Here is a 22,974-nt window from a genome sequence, read left to right on the forward strand (position 1 = left end):
CACCGGCCGAACACGGCCTACGGCATGACGTCGCCGCTGTTGGGGCCGAGGGTCTGGCCGACGTACAGATTGCCACCGGGGTCGCTGGCGAGCAGGACGGCGGTCGGCGCGACCTCCTCGGGCCGGCCGAACCGGCCCAGCGGCAGCTCCGCCTGTTTGGCGGCCTTCCACTCCGGGGTGATCGCGGCGACCATCGGCGTCTCGATCGGCCCCGGCGCGATGGCGTTCACCAGGACGCCCCGCTCCGCGACCTCCAGCGCCAGCGACTTGGTCAGCCCGATGACCCCGGCCTTGGCCGCGGCGTAGTGGGCCAGCGAGCGGCCGCCCTTGATGCCCAGCTGCGAGGCGATGTTGATGACCCGCCCCCAGCCGCGCTCCGCCATCTGCGGGACGGCGTAGCGGCAGCAGAGGAAGACCCCGGTGAGGTCGACCGCGATGGTCTCGGACCACTGCCGCGGGTCCATCTCCAGCAGGGGCGCCTCGGTGAGGATGCCCGCGGCGTTGACCAGGATGTCGATGCCGCCGTACTCGCTCACCGCCGCCGACATCGCCGCCTCGACGACGGCCGCGTCGCTCACGTCCAGGGCCGTGTACCCGGCCGCGCCGCTCTCGGCGGCCACGGCCTTCGCGCGCTCCGCGTCGCGGTCGGCGACCACGACCCGGGCCCCTTCGGCCGCGTACGCCTCGACGACGGCCCGGCCGATGCCGCTGGCCCCGCCGGTGACGAGCGCGGTCCGTCCTGCCAGCACACCTCTCCCCATGTCCCGCCTCATGTCGCGCCCCGTGTCCTCCCTCATGCCGGCATCCTCACGGTGAGCCCGCCGTCCACGACCAGGCTCTGCCCCGTGATGTACGAGGCGTCGTCCGAGGTCAGATAGGCGATCGCGGACGCGATCTCCTCGGGCCGCCCGACCCGCCCCACCGGGATGCCCGCCGCGGCGCGGGAGAGCCCGGCGGGGCCCAGCGAGTTGACGGGGTCGGTGGACTGCGGGGATTCGATGAGCCCGGGGATGAGGGAGTTGACCCGTATCCCCCGCGGGGCGAGTTCGACCGCGAGGCTGCGGCACAGCCCCAGCACCCCGGCCTTGGCGGCGGCGTAGTGGGCATGGTAGTCCCAGCCGTAGACCCCGCCCGCGATGGAGGACACCGCCACCATCGCGCCGGATCCGGCCATCCGCCGGGCGGCGGAGCGCAGGGTCCGCAGCACTCCGGTGAGGTCGACAGAGAGCATGTCGTCCCAGGCCTCGTCGGTGAGTTGGTCGAGCGGCGCCCGGCGCAGCACCCCGGCGTTGGCGACGGCGATGTCCAGGCGGCCGAAGACGGTCAGGGCGTGTTCCGCGAACGCCTCGACCTGCGCGGGGTCGCGGACGTCCACCTCGTGGCGGACGCACTCCCCGCCCGCCGCGCGCACCAGGCGCTCGGTCTCCCCGGGGTCGTGGGGGTCGCCGGGGTAGCTGCCGATGACGGTGCGCACCCCGCGGCGGGCGTACTCCACCGCGAGCGCGCGGCCGATGCCGCTGGCCGCGCCCGTGATGACGGCGACCGGCTGGTCGGACTGGTCTGTTCGTACCACTGTTGGTCTCCGGGTGGGTTCAGTCGTCGACGGTGTCGACGCTGCGGGCGGCGAACATCACGAAGCCGGACAGGAAGGTGCCGACCGCGCCGACGAGCAGTGCCGTCTGGTTCCAGTGCGCGCCGGAGGCGAGCATCGCGGTGGCGATCGCGCCGGCGGCGATGGCCCCGGGCTGGCTGAAGGCGTTGATGAACGAGGTGCCGGTGGCCCGGCACTGGGTGTCGTAGCACTCACCCATGTAGAAGAGCATCGCCGCGTACGGGCCGATCAGGAAGAACATCCCGAGCGAGTACAGGATCACCACGGAAACGGTGCCGTGGGCGACGGTCAGCATGAGGGCGAAGAGGATCCCCGAGAGGATCCAGCCGAAGGCGATCACATTGCGGCGTCCGTAGCGGTCGCCGGCCCAGCCGTGGAAGAGGTATCCGGCGAAGCCGACGGCGTTGATGACGATGAACAGCACCAGGGAGTTGGCGAAGCTGATGCCCTTGGCCTTGGTGAGGACCGTGGTGCCCAGGACGCTGAAGATCTGGATGCCGAACCAGTTGACCAGCCAGGCGAAGCTCAGCACCAGGGTGTTGCGGCGGGCGCGGCCGCGGAAGATCTCCACCAGCGGGGCGGCGGGGGTCTCGTCCACGCCGTACTCGGCGGCGAGCTGCCGGGCCTCGTCGGCCTTGCCCTCCTGGCGCAGCTTGCGCAGTCGCCGCTGGAGCTCGAACTGCGGGGTCTCGGGCAGGCCGCGGCGCAGCAGGGCGATGGCGATGGCGGGGAAGGTGGCCAGCAGGAAGCAGCCGCGCCAGCCGACGAGCGGGAGGAATATGGCCACGAAGGCGGCGGCGACCAGGGTGCCGACCGGCCAGCCGGACTGCACCAGGCTGTAGACGAAGCCGCGGCGCTTCTTGATCGCCTCGTCTTCGGTGACGGCGTAGATCTCGTTCAGGTAGGTGGTGTTGACGGCCTGTTCGGACAGTCCGAGGCCGCCGAGGGAGCGGATGCCGACCAGGTAGGAGGCGTTCATGGTGCCGGCCGAGGCGGCGGAGGCCAGGGCGGTGCCGGACACCGTGAGGATCATGCCCTTGCGGCGGCCGAGCCGGTCGACGAGCGGGCCGACGCCGAGGACGACGACGGCCGTTCCGACCGAGATCAGGGTGGAGACGAGGGCGGCGTGTTCCTCGCTCCACCCGAAGCGGTCGGAGATCTCCGGCAGGAGGGTGCCGAACAGGATGTAGTCGTAGACGGCGAAGACCCAGGCGCAGAAGGCGATGGCCGTCGCTCGTCTGGTGGTGCGGACCCCGATGCGCGGCAGTCTGCGGGTGGGGGTGGTGGGTTCGGAGGAGACGGTGGTCATGACAGGTGCCCCTTGTCGGAAGCGGGGGTTCGCCGCGCCGTCGCGGCGAGAGCGGGAGGGTGAGGGGGTTGCTTCGGCCGGGGGTGGGGCCGGGAGCCCGGCGGCGTATCGCCTGTCGTCCGGGGAGGGGTACCGGGGAGGGGTACCGGGCCCGGACGCGGGGTGGCCGCGCCCGGGGGCTGGGTCGAGCGGGTGTCGGGCCCGGGGGAAGCGGGCCCTGGGGAAGCGGGCCTAAGGGCTCCGGGAAGGGAAGCGGGCCCTACGAAAGGGGGGTGCGGGTCTTGAAGTCGGTGGCGATCTCGTCGAACGTGGACCAGCGCACGCCCTCGTGACCGCTGATGTACTCGATGAGCCGCTCCAGCATGAGGAGCATCTGGGGCCGGCCGGAGACATCGGGATGGATCGTCATGGTGAACGCGGCGTAGTCCATCTCGCGGTACACCCAGTCGAACTGGTCGCGCCAGGTCTGCTCCAGGTCACGCGGGCTGACGAAGCCGTGGCTGTTCGCGCTCGCCTTGATGAACATCATGGGCGGCAGGTCGTCGAGGTACCAGTTGGCCGGGATCTCGATGAGCCCGGTCTCCTCCCCGCGCACCAGCGGCTTCATCCACTCCTCGGCCGGCCGCGAGTAGTCGATCTTCGTCCAGCTGTCCCCCACCCGGACGTGGTACGGCGTGAAGTCGTTGTGCATCAGCGAGTGGTCGTAGGTGATGCCGCGCTCGATCAGCAGCTCGTTGGTGACCGGCGAGAACTCCCACCAGGGGGCGACATAGCCGGTGGGGCGGCGGCCCGCGACCTTCTCGATGAGGTCGATGCTGCGGTCGAGTACGGCGCTCTCCTGGGCCCGGGTCATGGCGATGGGGTTCTCGTGCGAGTAGCCATGGGCGCCGATCTCATGGCCCGCGTCGACCACCTGGCGGGTCTGGTCGGGGAAGGTCTCCACGGAGTGGCCGGGGATGAACCAGGTGGTGCGCAGTTCCTTCCGCTGGAACAGGCGGAGCAGCCGGGGCACCCCGACCTCTCCGGCGAAGAGGCCGCGGGAGATGTCACAGGGCGAGTCCTCGCCGCCGTAGCTGCCCAACCAGCCCGCCACCGCGTCGACATCCACGCCGAACGCCACAAAGATCTCTTTAGCCATGGTGGTTCCTCTCCAGTGAGTTGTTGAGTTCGGCCCGCACCCGCGCCGGGTCGCCGTAGCAGCCGAGCAGGGCGATGAGCAGGATCCGCGCCTGGGACGGGCGCAGTGTGCCGGTGGGTACGGCCCCGGCCCGCAGCAGATCGGCGCCGCCGCCGTTGCCGTACACCGCGGCGACGGGCCCCGCCTGCACCCGGGTGGACAGGGCGACCACGACGCCGGAGGCGGTGAGCCGGGCCACCTCCTCGGCCACCGCCGGGTTGGCGTTGCCCGCGCCGGTGGCTTCGAGCACCACCGCCCGGGCGCCGGCGTCGGCCACCGCGCGCAGCGCCCGGGTGTCGCAGCCGGGGTAGCAGGCGACGATGTCGGTGCGCACCCGGTCGGGGTCGGGGCGGAAGGCCGCGAGGTCGAGCGGCTTGGGGCGGACCGGCACCGCCGAGATCGCCACCTCGCCGTCGCCCACCCGCCCCAGCGGGCCGCCGTCGGGGGCGGCGAAGGCGGCGGGGGCGGTGGTGTGCGCCTTGCGGGTGCCCCGCGCCGGGTAGATCTGGCCGTCGAAGGAGACCAGCGCGCCCAGGTCGCGCGCTTCGGCGGCGGCCGCCACGGCGATGGCGTCCGCGAGGTTGCGCGGGCCGTCGCTGTCCGCGGCGTCCGCCGGGCGCATGGCTCCGGTGAACACCACGGGCCGCGGATCGTTGTGGAAAAGGTCCGTCAGATACGCGGTCTCCTCGAGGGTGTCGGTGCCGTGGGTGACGACGACCCCGCTCACCGCCTCGTCCGCCAGCGCCTCGCGGGCGGCCACGGCGACGCCGTGCATATCGGCCGGGGTCAGCAGATAGCTGCCCAGGCAGAACACGTCCTTCGCTTCGACCGCCACCCCCACGGGCCAGGGGAGCCGCTCCAGCAGAGCGTCCGCCGGATCGGCGGCGAGCCTGGTGCCCTGGGCGTCATGGCGCGTGGCAATGGTTCCGCCCGTCGACAGCACGACGATTCTGCGCACCCCTGCCTCCTCATCCACGGATAACTGCGGCCACGGAAAGCCGTGGCGCAAAAACGCGCCACTGTGGCTCGATTCATTGCCCAAACGTTTGGGGCAATCGTTTGGGTAGGATGTGCGTCACCGACGGCGGGTGTCAAGGGGTCCGCTGTTACCATCGCGCTAACTGGCTGTACCGAGGTCCGTGTACGGCAGTGGACAACCGGAGGCCGAGCCGAAGTGGGCACGCAGCGAGCACGACCGGTCACCCTGCGGACCATCGCCGACCAGCTCGGTCTGCATGTCTCCACGGTCTCGCGGGTGTTGCACGCCAAACCGGATGAAAGTCTGCGCGCCGCCTCCAGCACCACGGTCGAGCGCATCCGCCGGCTCGCCGACGAACTCGGCTACCAGCCCAACCCCCATGCGACCAGCCTGCGCACGCGGCGCAGCAATCTGGTCGGCGTGCTGGTCCCCCGGCTGTCCGACATCGTGCTCGCGACGATCTACGAGGGCGTCGAGGAGGCCGCCGCCGAACACGGCCTGTCGACCTTCGTCGCCAACACGGGTGACAACCCCGAGACCCAGCGCACCCGCACCAACATGGTCATCGGGCGGCGCGTCGACGGCATGATCTTCGGCGACGCGTATGTGGACGGGCGCTTCCTCGACGAGGTGGCCGGCCGGGACGTACCGTTCGTCCTCGTCAGCCGCACCGCGGCCGCCCACCCCTCGGTGACCTGCGACGACTACCTCGGCGGCCGTCTGGTCGCCGAGCATCTGCTGTCGCTCGGCCACCGTGATGTGGCCGTGGTCGCGGGCGAGCCGTACGCCAGCACGGGCATCGACCGCACGGCCGGGCTCGTGGACCGCTACCGCGAGGCGGGGTTCCCCGTTCCGGCGGACCGCATCACGCACTCCCGCTTCGACGTCTCCGGCGGCCACGAAGCGACCGCGCGGCTGCTGGACACCCCGGACCCGCCCACGGCGGTCTTCGCGGTCAACGACTTCGCGGCCATCGGCGCGATCGGCGCGCTGCGCAACCGGGGGCTACGGGCCGGAGCGGATGTGGCCGTCGTGGGCTTCAACGACACGCCTCTGGCGGCGGAGTTGCCGCTCCCGCTCACCACGGTCAGATCGCCCATGCTGGACATGGGCCGCCGGGGGCTGAGGCTTCTGGTCAGGCTGTTGGAGGGGGAGCCGGTGGAGTCCGAGCGCCTCGCCCCGGAGCTGATCGTCCGGGCCTCCAGCGTCCCGTCCTGAACGAAGCGGAACACACCGGCCCGGCGTACACCGGGCCGGGCACCCGCGCCCGGATTACTTCGGCCCCTGCGGACCCAACGGCCCCTGCGGACCGAGTTCCGCCGGCTCCTCGTCCCGCGGCCCGAACAGCGCGGTGAGCCCCAGATGTACCGCCATGGCCGCCAGCGACCAGGCCAGCAGCGCGCCCTTGGCCCCCAGCTTCAGCGGCGCGTCGAACGACACGCCCCGGCCCACCGCCCTGGCGTGGGCCTCGATGCTCGACTCGGGCCCGAGCCACACGCCGAGCCGCCAGGCGATCACGGAGGCCAGCACCCCGCCGATGGCGAGCCCCACGACCAGCGCGATCCCGCCCCGCCGGAAGAACCAGAAGACGACGGCCGCGGACACCGCGCCGAAGGCCAGCGCCCACAGGGCGAACACCGCGTCCGCCCCCATCGCCTGCTCGCCCTCCGCGTCCTTCGGGTAGTAGATCCCGTCGCCGATCCAGACCAGCGGCACCCGCGGCGCGAGCCACAGCCACACCAGCCCGAGCAGCACCCCGGACACCGCCACCCCGATCGCCACCAGCGCCGCCTGCACCAGCTCGGCGCGCAGCTCGGGGCCGGGCTCGGACTGGTCCGGAGCCGAGGGGCCCGGCCCGGAGTGGTCCGGGGCTGAGGGGTACGGCACAGCACCTCCATACGGAGCCTGATGCGGCTGATGCGGCTGTTGGGGCTGATCGTGCGGAGTCAACGGTGCGGTCACCCCGTCATGGTGCCAGGCGATGGGCGTACTGCGGTCGGCGGGAGGCCCGCCGTGGCGCGTCACCGCACGGCTGCCCGCCGATACGCCCAGGTCGCGGCGGTCAGCGAGATCACCGCCACGCCCGCGCACACCCCGAGGTCCACACAGACCACGAGCCAGTCGGGCCGTCCGTCGAAGGACCGCGCCAGTGCCTCCACACCGTACGTCGACGGCAGCAGATCGCGCAGGTACGACACCGGGGCAGGCATCCGCTCGGCGGGCAGCACGCCCAGCAGCAGCGCGGCCGACATGCCCAACTGCCCGCACAGCGTGGCCAGTTCCTGACGGGGCGCGAGCAGCCCGAGCGCCGCGCCCAGACCCGCGAGCGCCGCGCCGGACAGCGGGATCACCGCGACCAGCACCCACAGATGCGCCATCGGCAGCTGGAACAGCACGCTCCCCACCACCGCGGTGACCACCGTCCCGGGTGCGGTGAAGGAGGCGTACGCGGCAGCCGCGCCGAGCACGACGGCGGCGGGCGGCACCGGCAGGGTCGCGTAGTGGTCGAGCCCTCCGCTCGCCCGCAGCTGCCCGAAGTACTGCGCCAGCAGGTTCAGCGCGACGAACGCCACGACCAGCACGCTGGACCCGGCGACCACGGACCGCGCCTCCACCCCGCCGTCCACGACCCCACGCATCAGGACCATGATCCCGACGGACTGGAACGTCGCCACGAACAGCAGCGGGATCCGGGCCACCCGGGCCCGGGACAGCTGCGCCCGGTAGACGGCGGCCAGCGCGGGCAGCAGCCGCGCCGGCGCCGCGAGCGGGGCGGGCGCGGCGTCGCCGCCGAGCCACGGCGCCTCGCCGGCCCCGGCCAGGGCGTCTTCGCCGGACACGGCCTCCGCGGGCACGACACTCACCTTGCGCTGCTCCTGTTCCCCGCGATGGCCGCGGCGCCTGTGGTCACCACGTCTGTGGTCCTCACGCCTGTGGTCGTCACGCCTTCACCAGCCCCTGCGCCCCCTCAGAGCGGCCGCCGAGCGCGAGATAGACGTCCTCCAGGCTAGGGGTCGTCAGCGTGAAGTCGTCGAGCGCGGCGAAGGCGGGGCCGCCGGTCACCGTGGCGATGGCCGCCCGCGCCTCGTCCGGGGCCATCCGCAGCGTCCAGCGCCGCCCGGAGGCCTCCGCGGCCTCCCGGAGCGCCGCGACCCCGGGCACGTCCAGCGGAGGCTCGTCGCGCCAGACGAGCTCCACCCGGACCTCGTCGGCGACCAGCGTCTTCAGCCCGGCCGGGGTGTCGCAGGCGATGACCCGGCCCCGGTCCAGCACCGCCACCCGGTCCAGCACGGTCTCCGCCTCGATCACATTGTGGGTGACCAGCAGCACCGTCGCCCCGCGCTCCGCGCGCCGCCGGTCGACCGCGGCCCACACCGCGCGCCGGGCGATGGGGTCCATCCCGGTGGTCGGCTCGTCCAGCACCAGCAGCGGCCGCTCCCCCACCAGCGCGGCGGCGAAGCAGGCCAGCCGCCGCTGCCCGCCGGAGAGCTTCTTGAGCGGGCGCCCGGCCAGCTCGCCGAGGTCCAGCTCCTCGATCACCGCGTCCCGCTCCGCGCGGGCCGCGCGCACGTCAAGACCGCGCAGCCGCCCCGTCGTCTCGGCGGCGAGCGCGACGGTCAGCTCGTCCAGCGCGGTCGAGTCCTGCCCCAGATAGCCGAGGAGGCGCGCCGCGCGCTCGGGGTGGCGTACGAGATCGTGGCCGAGCACCCGGACGCTGCCCTCGTCGGGGCGGAGCAGCCCGGTGAGCTGGCGCACCAGGGTGGACTTCCCGGCGCCGTTCGGGCCGAGCAGCCCGAACACCTCGCCGCGGCGCACGTCGAGGTCGATGCGGTCGCTCGCCCGGACGGCGGGCGCGGCGGGCACCCCTCGGCGGCCGCGCGCGGCGGGATAGGTCTTGACCAGACCGCGCACGGTGCACACCACATCGCCGCCCACAGCCTGTTTCGCGCCCGTCCTCACGAGCTATGAGAGTACGCGCCCAATCACCCGAGCCCGCCTTCGGGTCGCCCGCAGTCGGCCTCCGGGTGGGGCGCCCCCAGCCGGATGCCGGCCTCAGTCCGGCGCCGGGGCGTGCTCGGCGGCCGTGCGGGTGTCGATCTCGCGCCAGAACCCCGCCCGGATCGCATAGCGGTCGTGCTCGTCGATCTGGTCGTCCTTATGGGCGAGCAGCCCGAAGCGCGCGGCGTAGCGGAGCAGTTCCCCGTCGATGCGGTGGGGGATGCGGGGGTATTCGGTGGAGAGCTGCTGGAGGTGGCCCGGGGCGGAGAGCCGCTCGATCCAGCGGCGGGCGAAGACCTGGCCCACCTCGAAGGGGTCGCCGCTGACGGTGGTGATGTCCTCCTCCCGGTCGGCCCAGCGCTGCTCCGGGCTGGTGAGCTGGGCCAGCATGGGCAGCCCTGCGGTCTCCGGCGGCTCGCCGAGCCCGGTGCCCGGGCCGCGCTCGATCCAGCCCTTGTCGGAGGACCAGCGCAGCGTGGCGCTGGGGGCCGGGTGGGGGCCCGGGTGGCTCCCGGCGGGGCCGCGGCCGAGGTCCGCGAGGTCCTTGGGCGTGGGCACCCCTCTGCCGCCGGGGGCGGAGCCCGTATCCGTGGCGTCCGCCGGGTCGGTGGCCGTGGCGGGGCCGGCGGCGTCGGAGCCGCCCGCCGGGGACGCGTCGGCGGCGGGCCGCCCGGGGGCGTCCGCGGCGCGGGCGGGCCCGCCGCCGGGCCGCGCGGTGCCGTTGCGGCCGGGGGCCGGCTCGCCGGGGACGCCCGGAACCCCGGCGACCGCCCCGGTGGCGGCCGCCGCGGCGGTTTCGGGCAGCGGGGCGGAGAGGATGGCCGCGATCTCCGGCCGGGGCTCGGAGACGGGCGCGCAGACCCCGGTGAGGTCCTTGGCGCGGACGGCCCGGGTGATCCACGCGCGGTCCAGGACCCGCCGCTCGTCGGCCTCGGCGACGAGGTCCTCGGACTGGTTGTAGTCGCCGTCGGCGGCCTGCACGGCCCACAGGTGGACGGCCACGCCGTGTTCCTTCGCGGACATCAGGCCGGGCAGCAGGTCGCCGTCGCCGGTGACGAGCACGATGTCGGAGCAGGCGCGGTTGCGGGCCAGCTCGGTGAGCTCGGCGTGCATGGCGGCGTCCACGCCCTTCTGCGCCCAGCGGCCGTCGCTGCGGGTCAGGGCGCCCAGCCGGACGGTGACGCGGGGCATGACGCGCAGCCGCCGGTGCTCGGGCTGGGGGACGCGGTCGGGGGCTCCGTCGAACCAGTAGATGCGCAGCAGTGGTCGCTCGGTCTCGGCTTCGGCGCGCTCGCGCAGTCCCTGGATGAGGGTCGCGTGGTCGACTGAGATGCGGGACCGGGCTGGCTCCCCGGCGAGCAGGCTCGCGGCGGCGCCCAGCAGATAGCCGGCGTCCACCAGGACGACGCAGCGGTCCACGTTCCACCCTCTTTCCTGAAGTCCAGTCCTCTGTCGCCCCCCGTGCGCAGCCGTGCCTCAGATTCGCGTGTTCGGCCTTATCTGGAGTGTGCCCGACGATGCGGGGGTTATCAGTCCGAACTGGATCACTGGCGTGGCGGATACGGCCTACCCTCGAAGACCCTCCTTCTCACTCACCGTAATTGCCCGAAATGCAGCCTTCGCTCGGACGTGCCAGTGTTCTTCACGGAGGGCTCTTCCTCTGGGGGGGCGATCCCAACTGGAGGCACAGCACCATGGCTAAGAACAAGAACCGCGACCGCAAGCAGCAGCAACAGCAGCAGCGGCAGGGCCGCGGGATGGCCGAACGCCAGGGCGAGCAGTCCCAGGACTCGTCGATGGACGAGCAGTCGCAGGCCATGCGGTCGGAGGGCGGCCAGGCGGCCCCTTCGGCCACTGCCCGTAAGGACCGGCAGAAGAGCTTCGGCCACAATTGACAGCCGCCGGAAAGCGGTTGAGGGGCGCGCCCGGTGCGGGCGCGCCCCTCTCGCGAATGATGGTCCGTCAGCCCGCCAGGCAGGACGGGCCCAGCAGCACCTTCAGGTCGCCGAACAGCGCGGGGTCGGCGGTGACCCGGTGCCGGTCGAGCCGGAGGACCGTCGTCTTCCGCGCCCCCTGGAGCTTGATCCGCACCTCGGTGGAGCCCCGGTGGTGGGTGAGCACCTCGCCGAGCTTCTCGACCAGCGGCGGGGTGACCTTCACCGTGGGGATGGTGATCGTGACGGGCGCGTTGGCCCCGGCCTCGGAGAGGTCGGGGACCATGAGCTCCATGGCGACCAGCCGGGGCACGTCCTCGCGCTTGTCGAGGCGTCCCTTGACGAACACGACGGTGTCCTCGACGAGCTGGGTGGAGACCAGCTGGTAGGTGGCGGGGAAGAACATGCAGTCGATGGAGCCCGCCAGATCCTCGACGGTGGCGATGGCCCAGGCGTTGCCCTGCTTGGTCATCTTGCGCTGGAGACCCGAGATGATGCCGCCGATGGTGACCACCGCGCCGTCCGCATGCTCGCCGCCGGTGAGCTGGGCGATGGCGGCGTCGGCCTTGTCGTTGAGGACGTGCTCGATGCCGAAGAGCGGGTGGTCGGAGACGTACAGGCCGAGCATCTCGCGCTCCTGGGCCAGCAGATACGCCTTGTCCCACTCGATGTCGGAGAACTCGACGTCGAGCCCGAAGCCCGGCCCGTCGCCCCCGCCGTCGTCGCCGCCCATCCCGCCGAAGAGGTCGAACTGCCCCTCGGCCTCCTTGCGCTTCACCGCGACCACGTTGTCGATCATGGTCTCGTAGTGGGCCGTCAGCCCCTTGCGGGTATGGCCCATCTCGTCGAAGGCCCCGGCCTTGATCAGCGATTCGGTGGTGCGCTTGTTGCACACGACCGCCTCGACCTTGTCCAGGTAGTCCGGGAAGGAGGCGTACTTCCCCTTCGACTTACGGCCCCGGATGATCGCCTCGACGACGTTGGCGCCCACGTTCCGGACCGCGGTGAGACCGAAGAGGATCACATCGTCACCCTGGGCGGCGAAGTTCGCCTCGGACTCGTTGACGTTCGGCGTGAGCACCTTGATGCCCATGCGGCGGCACTCGTTGAGGTAGATCGCCGACTTGTCCTTGTCGTCGCGCACCGAGGTGAGCAGCGCGGCCATGTACTCGGCGGGGTAGTTGGCCTTCAGATACGCGGTCCAGTACGTGACCAGGCCGTACGCGGAGGAGTGTGCCTTGTTGAAGGCGTAGCCGGCGAACGGGACCAGCACGTCCCACACCGCCTGGATGGCCGCGTCGGAGTAGCCGCGCTCACGGCAGCCCTTCTGGAAGGGCACGAACTCCTTGTCGAGGACCTCCTTCTTCTTCTTGCCCATCGCGCGCCGCAGCAGGTCGGCCTGGCCGAGCGAGTAGCCCGCGAGCACCTGGGCGGCCTTCTGCACCTGCTCCTGGTAGACGACCAGGCCGTAGGTGATGCCGAGGACCTCCTTGAGCGGCTCCTCCAGCTCCGGGTGGATCGGGGTGATCTCCTGCTGGGCGTTCTTCCGCAGCGCGTAGTTGATGTGCGAGTTCATGCCCATCGGGCCCGGCCGGTAGAGGGCCGACACGGCGGAGATGTCCTCGAAGTTGTCGGGCTTCATCATGCGCAGCAGGGAGCGCATGGGGCCGCCGTCGAACTGGAAGACGCCGAGCGTGTCACCCCGGCACAGCAGCTCATAGGTCTTGGGGTCGTCCAGCGGCAGCTCGAGCAGCTTGAGATCGACGCCCTTGTTCTGGCGCACCATCTTGACCGCGTCATCCATGATGGTCAGGTTGCGCAGGCCGAGGAAGTCCATCTTCAGCAGGCCGAGCGACTCACAGGTGGGGTAGTCCCACTGGGTCACGACCTGGCCGTCGTTCTTCGGCGAGAAGACCGGCACATGCTCGGTCACGGTCTCGCTGGACATGATCACGCCCGCGGCGTGCACACCCATCTGCCGCACCAGGCCCTCGATGCCGCGAGCGGTGTCGATGACCTTCTTGACGTCCGCCTCGTTCTCGTACATCCCGCGCACCTCGGCCGCCTCGCTGTAGCGGGGGTGCTTCTCGTCGGTGATGCCGGACAGCGGGATGCCCTTGCCGAGCACATCGGCGGGCATGGCCTTGGTGATCCGGTCGCCCATCGCGTACGGGTAGCCGAGCACCCGGGCCGAGTCCTTGATCGCGTTCTTGGCCTTGATGGTGCCGTACGTGCCGATCTGGGCGACCTTGTCGGCGCCGTATTTCTCGGTGACGTACCTGATCACCTCGCCGCGCCTGCGCTCGTCGAAGTCGATGTCGACATCGGGCATGGACACGCGCTCGGGGTTCAGGAACCGCTCGAAGATCAGGCCGTGGTCGATCGGGTCGAGGTCGGTGATGCCCATCGCGTACGCGACGATCGAGCCGGCCGCGGAGCCACGGCCGGGCCCCACCGCGATGCCGTTGTTCTTCGCCCACATGATGAAGTCGGCGACCACGAGGAAGTAGCCCGGGAACCCCATCTGGATGATGACGTCCATCTCGTACTCGGCCTGCTTCTGGCGGTCATCCGGGACTCCGGCCGGGTACCGGCGCTCCATGCCGCGCTTGACCTCCTCCTGGAACCAGGAGACCTCCGTGTAGCCCTCGGGCACGTCGAAGCGCGGCATCAGGTCGCGCTTGTCGAACCACCCGGTGGCGTCGATCTGCTCGGCGACCAGCAGGGTGTTGCGGCACCCCTCCTGCCAGGCGTCGGAGGAGTCGATGGCGTACATCTCGTCCGTCGACTTCAGGTAGTAGCCGGTGCCGTCGAAGCGGAAGCGGTCGGGGTCGGAGAGGTTCTTGCCGGTCTGGACGCACAGCAGCGCGTCATGGGCCACGGACTCACGGGAATAGGTGTAGTGCGAGTCGTTGGTGACCAGCGGGGGGATGCCGAGCTTCTTGCCGATCTCCAGCAGGCCGTCCCGGACCCGGTGCTCGATCTCGATGCCGTGGTCCATCAGCTCCAGGAAGTACCGGTCCTTGCCGAAGATGTCCTGGTACTCCGAGGCGGCCTTGAGGGCCTCGTCGAACTGGCCGAGCCGCAGCCGGGTCTGCAACTCGCCGGACGGGCAGCCCGTGGAGGCGATCAGGCCCTCCGACCACTGGGCGATGGTCTCCTTGTCCATCCGGGGCCACTTGACGAAATAGCCCTCCATATAGGCGTCCGAGGAGAGCCGGAAGAGGTTGTGCAGACCGGCCTTGTTGGAGGCCCACATCGTCTTGTGGGTGTAACCGCCGGAGCCGGAGACGTCGTCCCGCTTCTGGTGCGGCTGACCCCACTGGACCCGTCGTTTGTAGCGCCGCGACTCGGGGGCGACATACGCCTCGATCCCGATGATCGGCGTGATGCCCGCGCCGGTCGCCTGCTGGTAGAAGTCGTACGCGCCGTGGAGGTTGCCATGGTCGGTCATGGCGATGTGCGTCATGCCCATTTCCTGGCAGGCGTTGAACATGTCCTTGAGCCGCGCCGCACCGTCCAGCAGCGAGTACTGGGTGTGGACATGCAGGTGCGTGAAGGGCGGCTTGGTCACGGTGGCAGACCTCCGGCGAACGGTCGATGAAGGGTGTGCGGAACAGCTCCGAAGGTTACCCCTCCGGACTGACAGCGGACGGGCACCCACGAGTAGCCTCAGGCGTTGGGACGGACGGACGGGCCGTCCCGTTCGCGATCTTCGTCATGCTCTTCTTCGCGTACTCACATACTTTCTCCACGACACCAGGAGGCGCCCCGCGATGCCGACCCAGCAGACCCTGGCGGGACAGCGCGGCGAGCACATCCTCGCCGTTTTCGACACCGCCTTCGGCGAGCTGCTCGCCGCCGACCCGGCCGCCTTCCGTGTGAAGTTCCGCAAGATGGCCGCCTCGGCCTTCGCGTTCTACCGCGGCACGGCCTCGCTGTTCTACGCCGATGTGGAGCAGGAGCGCGACGGCGGCCCCTACCTGGACGAGCGCACGGGCCGGGTATGGATCCACGGTGACCTCCACGCCGAGAACTTCGGCACCTATATGGACGCCAACGGCCGTCTGATCTTCAATGTGAACGACTTCGACGAGGCGTATGTCGGCCCCTTCACCTGGGACCTGAAGCGCTTCGCGGCCTCTGTCGCGCTGATCGGGTACACCAAGGCGCTCAGCGACGAGAAGATCAGCGAGCTGGTGCGCATCTACGCCGCCGCCTACCGCGAGCGTATCCACGCGCTGGCCGTCGGCGCCAAGGACGACGAGGTGCCGCCGTTCACCCTGGAGACCGCCGAGGGCCCGCTGCTGGACGCGCTGCGTGACGCCCGCTCGCTGACCCGTTTCGGGCTGCTGGACTCGATGACCTCGATCCGCGACTTCGAGCGGCGCTTCTCGGCCGGCGGCGGCTCGGTCGAGCTGGACGCGGCGACCCGCTACAAGGTCCTGGCCTCGTTCGACGGCTATCTGGAGACGCTGCCCGAGTCCAGCCTGTCCCGGCCGGACTCCTACCGCGTCAAGGACGTCGTCGGCCGCCGCGGCATCGGCATCGGCAGCGCCGGGCTGCCCTCGTACAACATCCTCCTGGAGGGCAACAGCGACGCCCTCGAGAACGATGTGGTGATCTACATGAAGCAGGCGCAGACCCCGGCGGTCTCCCGGCACATCCTGGACGAGCGGGTGCGCTCGTACTTCCACCACGAGGGCCACCGCACGGTCATCTCGCAGCGCGCCCTCCAGGCGCACGCCGACCCGTGGCTGGGCTGGACCGAGCTGGACGGCACGGGGCAGCTGGTCGCCGAGGTCTCCCCGTACGCGGTGGATCTCGACTGGTCCGACATCGACGACCCGGCCGAGATCGCGGCGGTCGTCGCCGACCTGGGGCGGGCGACGGCCACCATGCACGCGGCCGCCGACGACCAGAGCGGCCACTCCCTGGTGCCCTTCTCCACCGAGCGGGCCATCGACGCGGTGATCGCGGCGGACGAGGGCGGCTTCGCGGAGTTGCTGGTGGACTTCGCGCACTCCTACGGGGCGCGGGCGCGGGCCGACCACCAGATCTTCGTGGACCTCTTCCGGAACGGCCGCATTCCCGGCCTGTAGGACCCTGCTCAAAGCAATAGGTGGTCCGGGCGGGGAGTGATCCCCGCCCACGATCTTGACGCCGCCCCTACAGCCGACCGTGTGACAATCGATGCTTATGGACGGTACGGGACCACTGCTGAGGGCACTGCGCGCCGCGCTGTTCACAGCGCTGTGCGTCACGCTGTCCTCGGGCGCCCACGTTCTGCTGTCGCGCACACCGCTGCCGCTGTCGACCGTGGCGGTGCTGTCCGCCGTCGTCTTCGTGATCGCGTACGCCCTGGCGGGCCGGGAGCGCGGCTACTGGAGCATCGCCGCCCTCCTGGTCCCCCTGGAGCTCGCCGCCGACACGGTGTTCACCACCGGCCAGAGCGCCTGTTACGGGCCCTCCGGCGGCCCCGTGGCGGGCTCCCTGCGCTCCCTGGGCGTGGACCTCCTGTGCGGCAGTGGCGGCATCGGCTCCCCGCTGGCCCGGATCACCGGGCCGGACGGGAGCGGAGCGCTCACGTCCGTCGTGGGCTCCGCCACCCCCTGGCTGCTGCTCGCCGCCCATGTCGCGGTCGGGCTGCTCGCCGCGGCCTGGCTGCGGCGCGGCGAGGCCGCCGTGGCCCGGCTGCTGACCTCGCTCGCCGCCTTCGCCTTCCGCCCGCTGCTGCTGGCCGTCGCGGTCGTCACCGCGGCCTTCGCGCCCCGGCACCCGGCCCCGCGGCCGGAGCGCTCCGCGAGTGCGGTCCCGGCGCTCCCCCTCCTCGTGCACTCCGTCGTGCGGCGTGGTCCGCCGTGCTCAGCCACCGCCTGAGCACAGCGATTCCCACCCTTTCGCAGACCTTCACACGACGGAGACCGATCCATCATGAGCAACCGCAACAACCACCAGAACAAGCAGGCCGCACGCGAGCGGATGCGCGCCGAGCGCGAGCGCCAGGCCAAGAAGGACCGGGCGCGCCGCCAGCTGATCGTCGGCGGCGCGGTCGTCGGCATCCTGGCGATAGCGGGCGGCATAGGCTACGCCGTCACCCAGATGAACGGCGGCGGAAACGCCAGCCAGGAGTGGAAGACGGCCGCGGAGAAGAAGGCCCTGGTCAAGCCCGCCCACACCACCGGCCCCCAGGGCACGACCGTGATCATCGGCAACAAGAGCGCCAAGAACACCCTGCATGTCTACGAGGACATGCGCTGCCCGATCTGCGCCCAGTTCGAGCAGTACACGGGCACGACCCTGGCGAAGGACATCAAGAACGGCACCTTCAAGGCGCAGTACACGATGGGCACCTTCCTGGACGACAAGAAGGAAATCAACGGGTCCGGCTCGAAGAACGCCCTGAGCGCCCTGGGCGCGGCCCTCAACGTCAGCCCCGACGCCTTCCTGGAGTACAAGTCGGCCCTCTACTCGGCCAAGAACCACCCCACGGAGAGCGACGACGCCTTCGCGAGCGACCAGAAGCTGATCGCCATCGCCCAGCAGGTCAAGGAGCTCAAGGGCAACACGACCTTCGAGAAGGCCGTGACCAACGGCACCTACGACCGGTGGGCGCTGGCCATGTCGAAGACGTTCGACGACACCAAGGACGTGACCGGCACCCCGACCTTCAAGCTGAACGGCAAGATCCTGACGACGGACCAGGGGGGCGTCCCGCTCACCCCGGACCAGTTCACCCCGCTGGTCCAGCAGAACCTCAAGAAGTAGGGCCGAGGGGCGCGCGTGGCTCAGGGGCTTACCCCTCCGCCACCTCCGAGAGGAAGCCGAGCGCCACCTTCCAGGTGGCCTCGGCGGCCTCCTCGTCGTAGTCCGGCAGCTCCGGGTCGGTGAACACGTGCCCGGCGCCCGGATAGCGGTAGATCTCCACATCGGCCCCGGCCCGGCCCATCCGCAGGTACCACGCGTTCAGCCAGTCGTGCGGCTCGAAGGGGTCCGGATCCGCGACGTGCAGCTGCACCGGCAGGCCGTCCGTCGCCGCGTCGTCGGGAAGGTCCGAGGTCCCGTGCAGAAGCAGCAGCCCGCGCGCCTTCTCGTCGCCCAGCGCGAGGTTCTGGGCGATCGACCCGCCGAGCGAGAACCCCGCGTACACCACGCCGCGGTCCGACAGCGGAGCGGCGGCGATCACGGCCCGCCGCAGCAGTTCGTCCCCGCCGATCTCCTCCTTGAGCGCCATGCCCTCCTCGGCGCTGTCGGCCGTCCGCCCCTCGAACAGATCGGGCACATGCACCTCGTGCCCGGCGGCGCGCAGCCGGTCGGCGGCCGCGTGCACGGCGGGCCGCAGCCCGTACATCGAATGGAGAAGCAGGATCGGGGAACGGGTCACTTCGTCACTTCCTTGTCGCACGGGGAGGATCAGGATAAGTGTCCATGGAGGACGTACTGCGTCCGCTCGCCGTCATCGGCGGCTCGCTCGCCATCACTCTGAGCGTCGGCTGGGCGGTCGACCGCCTGCTGCGGCGCACCGACGCCCGCCACGCGGAGACGCCGCTGTGGGGTCTGCTGCGCCGCTGCCGGTTTCCGCTCCAGGTGACGGTGTGCACGGCGCTGCTGCGCGGCTCGTACGACCAGACGCACGCCCGGGTGGTCCGGGAGCACGCCTCGGGTATCGCCCAGTTCCTGGCGCTGGTGCTGATCGCGGCCACGGCGTGGCTCGCGGTGCGGGTCTCGGCGGCGGTGGTGGAGTCCTCGTACTACCGCTATGCCGCCAGCGCGCACGACCCGGCGCGGGTGCGCCGGGTGCGCACCCAGGTGACGCTGATCCAGCGGGTGGTGACCGCGGTCGTCGGGGTGGTCGCGGCCTCGGCGATGCTGCTGACGTTTCCCGCGATGCGCACGGTGGGCGCCTCCGTGCTGGCCTCCGCCGGGATCCTGGGCATCGTCGCCGGTGTCGCCGCGCAGTCGACGCTGGGCAATCTCTTCGCCGGGCTGCAGATCGCCTTCGGCGACATGGTGCGGATCGGCGACACGGTGGTGGTGGACGGCGAGTGGGGCACGGTCGAGGAGATCACGCTGACCTTCCTGTCGGTGCGGACCTGGGACGAGCGCCGGATCACCATGCCGGTGTCGTACTTCACGGCCAAGCCGTTCGAGAACTGGTCGCGCGGCGGGGCGCAGAAGACCGGCTCGGTCCTGTTCCACCTCGACCACTCGGCGCCGGTCGCGGCGATGCGGGTGAAGCTGGGCGAGATCGTGCGGATGTCCCCGGCGTGGGACGGCCGGGACTGGAACCTGGCGGTCACGGACACCACGCCGTCCACGATGGTGGTGCGGGCGCTGGTCACGGCGCGGGACGCGGACGACGCGTGGACCGTGCGCTGTGAGGTGCGGGAGCAGATGATCACGTGGCTGCGGGAGCACCATCCGTACGCGCTGCCGCGCATCACCACGGCCACGGTCCAGCCGCCCCGGACCTCGCCCGAGTCCGAGGACCGCCGCCTCACCCGCCTCGACGACGACCTGAGCAAGGACGGCACGCGCCAGGGCTAGAGGGCCCTGCGCATGGCTCGGTGCGGGATGCCGCTGCCCTCGTCGAACTCCGGACCGTACGCGGCGTAGCCGAGCCGCTCGTAGAAGCCGAGGGCGTGCGTCTGGGCCTCCAGGTAGACCTCGGCCAGCCCGCGCCGCCGCGCCTCCGCCTCGACCGCGCGGACGAGCTCCGCGCCGAGCCCGGTGCCGCGCGCGGTCCGCAGGACCGCGAGCCGGCCGAGGACCGCGGTCGTGGCGCCGTCCACGCCCGCGCCGCCGTACTTCTTGTCCGCGGCCGCCCCGTGCAGAAAGCGGACGGTGCCCACCGGGCCCCCTGGGCCGGTGGCCAGGAGGTGGACGGCGTGCGCGTCGTACTCGTCCATCTCCTCCGGCTCCGGAATCCGCTGCTCGACGACGAAGACCTCGCGGCGGACGTCATGGCAGGCCGCGAGGGCGTCCGCGGCCACGACCTCGATCCGGTAGGTCACGCGCTGTCCGCGCGCACGGTGTCCAGCGCGTTCTGGAGGTCGTCCGGGTAGCGGCTCTCGAATTCCACCCAGCCGACGCCCCCGGGGTGCTCGAAGCCCAGGCGCACGGCGTGCAGCCACTGCCGGGTCAGCTTCAGCCGCTTGGCGAGCGTGGGGTCGGCGCCGTACGTCAGGTCGCCGACGCACGGGTGGCGGTGGGCCGCCATGTGGACGCGGATCTGGTGGGTGCGCCCCGTCTCCAGCTTGATGTCGAGGAGGCTGGCGGCGCGGAACGCCTCGATGAGGTCGTAGTGGGTGACGCTGGGCTTGCCCTCGGCGGTCACGGCCCACTTGTAGTCGTGCTGCGGATGGCGGCCGATCGGCGCGTCGATGGTGCCGCTCAGCGGGTCGGGGTGGCCCTGGACGAGGGCCTGGTAGCGCTTGTCGACCGTGCGCTCACGGAACTGCTGCTTGAGCAGGGTGTAGGCGCGCTCGGACTTGGCGACGACCATGAGGCCGGAGGTGCCGACGTCCAGCCGGTGCACGATGCCCTGCCGCTCGGCCGCCCCGGAGGTCGAGATCCGGAAGCCCGCGGCGGCCAGGCCGCCGATCACGGTCGGGCCGGTCCAGCCGGGGCTGGGGTGCGCGGCGACCCCGACCGGCTTGTCGATCACCACGACGTGCTCGTCGTCGTGCACGATCTCCATGCCCTCGACGGGCTCCGCGACGATCCGTACGGGCGGCGCGGCCTGCGGCATCTCCACCTCGAGCCAGGCGCCGCCGGAGACCCGGTCGGACTTGCCCGCGACGCTGCCGTCGACCTGTACCTTTCCCGCGGCGGCCAGCTCCGCCGCCTTGGTCCGAGAGAAGCCGAACATGCGCGCGATCGCGGCGTCGACACGCTCGCCTTCGAGGCCGTCGGGTACGGGGAGGGTGCGGATCTCGGGAATCGTACTCACCCGTCGAGTATGCCGGACCGCGCACCCCGGTTCGTACGTCAGTCCTTGTGGACGGTCCCGTCCGGGTCCAGGCCGCGGAAGGACAGGATGACGATCAGGATGCCGCCGCAGACGATGGCCGAGTCGGCGAGGTTGAAGACCGCGTAGTGGCGGGGCGCGATGAAGTCCACCACCGCGCCCTGGAGCCCGCCGGGGGCGCGGAAGATGCGGTCGGTGAGGTTGCCGAAGGCGCCGCCCAGCAGCAGCCCGAGCGCCGTTGCCCAGGGCAGGCTGTAGAGCTTGCGGGCCAGCCGGGCGATCACCACGATGACGCCGGTCGCGATCACCGTGAAGGCGATGGTGTAGGCCTCGCCGAAGCCGAAGGCCGCGCCCTTGTTGCGGACCACCTCGAACTGGAGCCAGGTGCCGATCACCTCGATCGGTTCGCGGTGCTCCAGCTTGGCGACCACCAGCAGCTTGCTGCCCAGGTCGAGCAGGTAGGCCAGCGCGGCGACCGCGAGCAGCACCCCGACGCGCCGCGTGCGCCCGGCCCCCGCGCCGTCAGCGCCCGCGACAGCGCCTTCCTCGGCCTTCCCCGCTTCTGGCGTACCGATGGCCTGCTCCGCCTCTGTCACGTGAGTCCCTCAAACATCGTCCGGGGCCAGTCTCCCCCTGGCTGAGGACGAGGGTACGGCACTTCCGGCAAGCGGTCAGCGCCGCTCCTGCCGCTGCTTGCACTCCACGCAGAGAGTGGCCCTGGGAAACGCCTGCATCCGGGCCTTGCCGATGGGGTTGCCGCAGTTCTCGCACAGCCCGTACGTCCCGGCGTCCAGCCGCTCCACGGCGCGCTCGGTCTGGTGCAGCATCTCGCGGGCGTTGCCGGCCAGGGCCAGCTCGTGCTCGCGGGTGATGTTCTTGGTGCCGGTGTCGGCCTGGTCGTCGCCGGCGCCGTCCCCGGAGTCCCGCATCAGCCCGCTGATCGCCTCCTCGGAGGCGAGGATCTCGGTGCGCAGCCGTCCGGCCTCGGTCAGCAGCTCGGCGCGCGCCTCGGCCACCTCCTCCGGCGACCAGGGCTCCTCGCCCGGGCGTACGGCGAGGTCGGTGGCGGCCACGGCGCCGGCGCGGGCCTTGGGGACGGCGCCGGGCGCCTCGGGGGCCTGCTTCGCGGCCGGCGCACCGCTCGGAGTCTTCTTAGCAACCACTTTCCTGGCTCCCGTCTTCTTCGCGGGCACCGCCTGTTCGGCCGGTGCGGCCTTCTTGGCTGTGGCTTTGGCCGTGGTCCTGGCTGTGCTCTTCTTCGCCGCGGCCCCGCGGGCCTCGGTCCCGGCGGCGGTCTTCTTGGCGGCGGTCTTCTTGGTCGCGCCCTTCTTGGTGTCCGCTTTGCTGGCGTCGGCCTTCTTGACGTCCTTCTTCGCGTCGGCCTTCTTGGCGTCGGCCTTCTTGGCGTCGGCCTTCTTGGCGTCGGCCTTCTTCCCCACCGGACTCTTCGCGGCCTTCTCGGCCGCCGTGGCGGCGGTCGCGGCCTTCGTCGCCTTCGCCGTGCTCTTCTTCACGGCGGTCTTCCTAGCCACCATGGCCGCGGCCCCTTCACATATTGTGATCTTGCACGCGAATCGTTCCGGAACGATAAATCGACTCCAGTCACGGGGCAACGGGGCACGCCGCCCGATTCGCCCGGCTTGCCCGCGGGACAAGCCGGTCTCATCGGTTGTGCCCCACCGCCCGCCCGGTAATCCGGCCATGAACCGGTACCGCGCGGTGACGCCCCGGCCGGGCGGACTCCGGCGCCCGGCGTATCGCCATTCGGGTCACCGCCCGGGCGGCCCGTACCTCAGTCGGCGCAGCCCGGAAACCGGTCGGCCCGACACCGCCCGGACCCGTACACTGGGCGAAGCGAAAGGCGTGGAAGGGGACGAGTAGCGTCGTACGCAGCCATGAGCGACCCGGGGACGGTGCGAGCCCGGGGGCGAGCGCGATGTGAAGGATCACCCCGGAGCCGCCGGAAGAACGCCCGCCCAGGGCCAGTAGAACCG

21 protein-coding genes are annotated in these 22,974 nt (G+C 71.4%); 6 read left to right on the top strand and 15 right to left on the bottom strand.

The annotated features are described in order from the left end of the window. Positions 1–17: 17 nt before the first annotated feature. The 5 genes from ACZ4WQ_RS01505 to ACZ4WQ_RS01525 form a co-directional block, all read right to left on the bottom strand. Entirely contained in the window at positions 18–797 is a 780-nt protein-coding gene (locus ACZ4WQ_RS01505; RefSeq protein WP_468021911.1) for an SDR family NAD(P)-dependent oxidoreductase, read from the bottom strand. After that, the gene (locus ACZ4WQ_RS01510) at positions 794–1,573 is read right to left on the bottom strand and encodes an SDR family NAD(P)-dependent oxidoreductase (RefSeq protein ID WP_468021912.1); all 780 of its coding nucleotides are present in this window, start codon (positions 1,571–1,573) and stop codon (positions 794–796) included. Before ACZ4WQ_RS01510 ends, ACZ4WQ_RS01505 begins: the two co-directional genes overlap by 4 nt. A gap of 19 nt (positions 1,574–1,592) precedes the next feature. After that, positions 1,593–2,921 carry an MFS transporter gene (locus tag ACZ4WQ_RS01515; RefSeq protein WP_311724772.1) on the bottom strand — a complete coding sequence of 443 codons (1,329 nt, stop codon included), beginning with the start codon at positions 2,919–2,921 and terminating at the stop codon, positions 1,593–1,595. 259 nt (positions 2,922–3,180) lie between these two features. Beyond that, on the bottom strand, positions 3,181–4,059 hold the full coding sequence (locus ACZ4WQ_RS01520) for a polysaccharide deacetylase family protein (protein WP_311724771.1): 879 nt from the start codon (positions 4,057–4,059) through the stop codon (positions 3,181–3,183). Then, positions 4,052–5,056, bottom strand: coding sequence for an asparaginase (locus ACZ4WQ_RS01525; RefSeq protein ID WP_398370168.1), 1,005 nt, complete (start codon positions 5,054–5,056; stop codon positions 4,052–4,054). The genes ACZ4WQ_RS01520 and ACZ4WQ_RS01525 overlap by 8 nt, the downstream gene beginning before the upstream one ends. A 216-nt stretch (positions 5,057–5,272) precedes the next feature. On the opposite strand from ACZ4WQ_RS01525, the gene ACZ4WQ_RS01530 reads away from it, so the two are divergent. Beyond that, complete coding sequence (locus ACZ4WQ_RS01530) at positions 5,273–6,295, top strand: LacI family DNA-binding transcriptional regulator (protein WP_311724769.1); 1,023 nt, start codon at positions 5,273–5,275, stop codon at positions 6,293–6,295. 54 nt (positions 6,296–6,349) lie between these two features. Here ACZ4WQ_RS01530 and ACZ4WQ_RS01535 read toward each other — a convergent pair whose 3' ends face one another. The 4 genes from ACZ4WQ_RS01535 to ACZ4WQ_RS01550 all read right to left on the bottom strand — a co-directional run bounded on the left by ACZ4WQ_RS01535 (position 6,350) and on the right by ACZ4WQ_RS01550 (position 10,495). Then, positions 6,350–6,964 (bottom strand): DUF2567 domain-containing protein, encoded by a 615-nt coding sequence (locus ACZ4WQ_RS01535; protein WP_385351013.1) that lies wholly within the window; start codon positions 6,962–6,964, stop codon positions 6,350–6,352. 134 nt (positions 6,965–7,098) lie between these two features. Then, the gene (locus ACZ4WQ_RS01540; RefSeq protein ID WP_468021913.1) at positions 7,099–7,941 is read right to left on the bottom strand and encodes an ABC transporter permease; all 843 of its coding nucleotides are present in this window, start codon (positions 7,939–7,941) and stop codon (positions 7,099–7,101) included. Positions 7,942–8,017: 76 nt separating this feature from the next. Next, positions 8,018–9,037 (bottom strand): ABC transporter ATP-binding protein, encoded by a 1,020-nt coding sequence (locus ACZ4WQ_RS01545; RefSeq protein WP_385351010.1) that lies wholly within the window; start codon positions 9,035–9,037, stop codon positions 8,018–8,020. Between the two features lie 93 nt (positions 9,038–9,130). Continuing rightward, complete coding sequence (locus ACZ4WQ_RS01550; RefSeq protein WP_468021914.1) at positions 9,131–10,495, bottom strand: NYN domain-containing protein; 1,365 nt, start codon at positions 10,493–10,495, stop codon at positions 9,131–9,133. A 275-nt stretch (positions 10,496–10,770) separates the two neighbouring features. Between ACZ4WQ_RS01550 and ACZ4WQ_RS01555 the strand changes: the two genes are divergently transcribed. Beyond that, a complete protein-coding gene (locus ACZ4WQ_RS01555; RefSeq protein ID WP_358848612.1) occupies positions 10,771–10,971 on the top strand; it encodes a hypothetical protein in 201 nt (66 codons plus the stop codon). A gap of 67 nt (positions 10,972–11,038) precedes the next feature. Here the strand turns inward: ACZ4WQ_RS01555 and dnaE are convergent, their stop codons facing one another. Continuing rightward, the gene (gene dnaE, locus ACZ4WQ_RS01560; RefSeq protein WP_311724764.1) at positions 11,039–14,584 is read right to left on the bottom strand and encodes a DNA polymerase III subunit alpha; all 3,546 of its coding nucleotides are present in this window, start codon (positions 14,582–14,584) and stop codon (positions 11,039–11,041) included. Positions 14,585–14,786: 202 nt separating this feature from the next. On the opposite strand from dnaE, the gene ACZ4WQ_RS01565 reads away from it, so the two are divergent. The 3 genes from ACZ4WQ_RS01565 (at position 14,787) to ACZ4WQ_RS01575 (ending at position 17,778) form a co-directional block, all read left to right on the top strand. Continuing rightward, positions 14,787–16,112 (top strand): DUF2252 domain-containing protein, encoded by a 1,326-nt coding sequence (locus ACZ4WQ_RS01565; protein WP_311724763.1) that lies wholly within the window; start codon positions 14,787–14,789, stop codon positions 16,110–16,112. A 97-nt stretch (positions 16,113–16,209) separates the two neighbouring features. Next, positions 16,210–16,890, top strand: coding sequence for a hypothetical protein (locus ACZ4WQ_RS01570; RefSeq protein WP_385350484.1), 681 nt, complete (start codon positions 16,210–16,212; stop codon positions 16,888–16,890). 54 nt (positions 16,891–16,944) lie between these two features. Next, positions 16,945–17,778, top strand: coding sequence for a thioredoxin domain-containing protein (locus tag ACZ4WQ_RS01575; protein WP_311724761.1), 834 nt, complete (start codon positions 16,945–16,947; stop codon positions 17,776–17,778). Positions 17,779–17,806: 28 nt separating this feature from the next. Here the strand turns inward: ACZ4WQ_RS01575 and ACZ4WQ_RS01580 are convergent, their stop codons facing one another. Then, positions 17,807–18,394: a dienelactone hydrolase family protein gene (locus ACZ4WQ_RS01580; protein ID WP_385350480.1), complete on the bottom strand. Its 588-nt coding sequence runs from the start codon at positions 18,392–18,394 to the stop codon at positions 17,807–17,809. 44 nt (positions 18,395–18,438) lie between these two features. Here ACZ4WQ_RS01580 and ACZ4WQ_RS01585 point away from each other — a divergent pair, with 44 nt between their 5' ends. Then, positions 18,439–19,557 carry a mechanosensitive ion channel family protein gene (locus tag ACZ4WQ_RS01585; RefSeq protein ID WP_468021915.1) on the top strand — a complete coding sequence of 373 codons (1,119 nt, stop codon included), beginning with the start codon at positions 18,439–18,441 and terminating at the stop codon, positions 19,555–19,557. Here the strand turns inward: ACZ4WQ_RS01585 and ACZ4WQ_RS01590 are convergent. The 4 genes from ACZ4WQ_RS01590 to ACZ4WQ_RS01605 form a co-directional block, all read right to left on the bottom strand. Next, a complete protein-coding gene (locus ACZ4WQ_RS01590) occupies positions 19,554–20,024 on the bottom strand; it encodes a GNAT family N-acetyltransferase (protein ID WP_311724757.1) in 471 nt (156 codons plus the stop codon). The genes ACZ4WQ_RS01585 and ACZ4WQ_RS01590 overlap by 4 nt on opposite strands. Beyond that, positions 20,021–20,962, bottom strand: coding sequence for an RluA family pseudouridine synthase (locus ACZ4WQ_RS01595; protein WP_311724755.1), 942 nt, complete (start codon positions 20,960–20,962; stop codon positions 20,021–20,023). Before ACZ4WQ_RS01595 ends, ACZ4WQ_RS01590 begins: the two co-directional genes overlap by 4 nt. A 38-nt stretch (positions 20,963–21,000) precedes the next feature. Continuing rightward, positions 21,001–21,576, bottom strand: a complete 576-nt coding sequence (gene lspA / locus ACZ4WQ_RS01600; RefSeq protein WP_311724753.1) for a signal peptidase II — start codon at positions 21,574–21,576, stop codon at positions 21,001–21,003. A gap of 75 nt (positions 21,577–21,651) precedes the next feature. Beyond that, positions 21,652–22,515 carry a TraR/DksA family transcriptional regulator gene (locus ACZ4WQ_RS01605; protein ID WP_468021916.1) on the bottom strand — a complete coding sequence of 288 codons (864 nt, stop codon included), beginning with the start codon at positions 22,513–22,515 and terminating at the stop codon, positions 21,652–21,654. Positions 22,516–22,974: the final 459 nt, after the last annotated feature.

The sequence above is a fragment of the Streptomyces sp. NPDC028305 genome (assembly GCF_055569495.1).

Excerpts from the sequence above, each read along its gene's own strand:
- ACZ4WQ_RS01505 (WP_468021911.1), bottom strand. The coding sequence starts at position 797 with ATGAGGGAGGACACGGGGCGCGACATGAGGCGGGACATGGGGAGAGGT.
- ACZ4WQ_RS01515 (WP_311724772.1), bottom strand. The coding sequence starts at position 2,921 with ATGACCACCGTCTCCTCCGAACCCACCACCCCCACCCGCAGACTGCCG.
- ACZ4WQ_RS01520 (WP_311724771.1), bottom strand. The coding sequence starts at position 4,059 with ATGGCTAAAGAGATCTTTGTGGCGTTCGGCGTGGATGTCGACGCGGTG.
- ACZ4WQ_RS01555 (WP_358848612.1), top strand. The coding sequence starts at position 10,771 with ATGGCTAAGAACAAGAACCGCGACCGCAAGCAGCAGCAACAGCAGCAG.
- ACZ4WQ_RS01565 (WP_311724763.1), top strand. The coding sequence starts at position 14,787 with ATGCCGACCCAGCAGACCCTGGCGGGACAGCGCGGCGAGCACATCCTC.
- ACZ4WQ_RS01570 (WP_385350484.1), top strand. The coding sequence starts at position 16,210 with ATGGACGGTACGGGACCACTGCTGAGGGCACTGCGCGCCGCGCTGTTC.
- ACZ4WQ_RS01575 (WP_311724761.1), top strand. The coding sequence starts at position 16,945 with ATGAGCAACCGCAACAACCACCAGAACAAGCAGGCCGCACGCGAGCGG.
- ACZ4WQ_RS01585 (WP_468021915.1), top strand. The coding sequence starts at position 18,439 with ATGGAGGACGTACTGCGTCCGCTCGCCGTCATCGGCGGCTCGCTCGCC.
- ACZ4WQ_RS01605 (WP_468021916.1), bottom strand. The coding sequence starts at position 22,515 with ATGGTGGCTAGGAAGACCGCCGTGAAGAAGAGCACGGCGAAGGCGACG.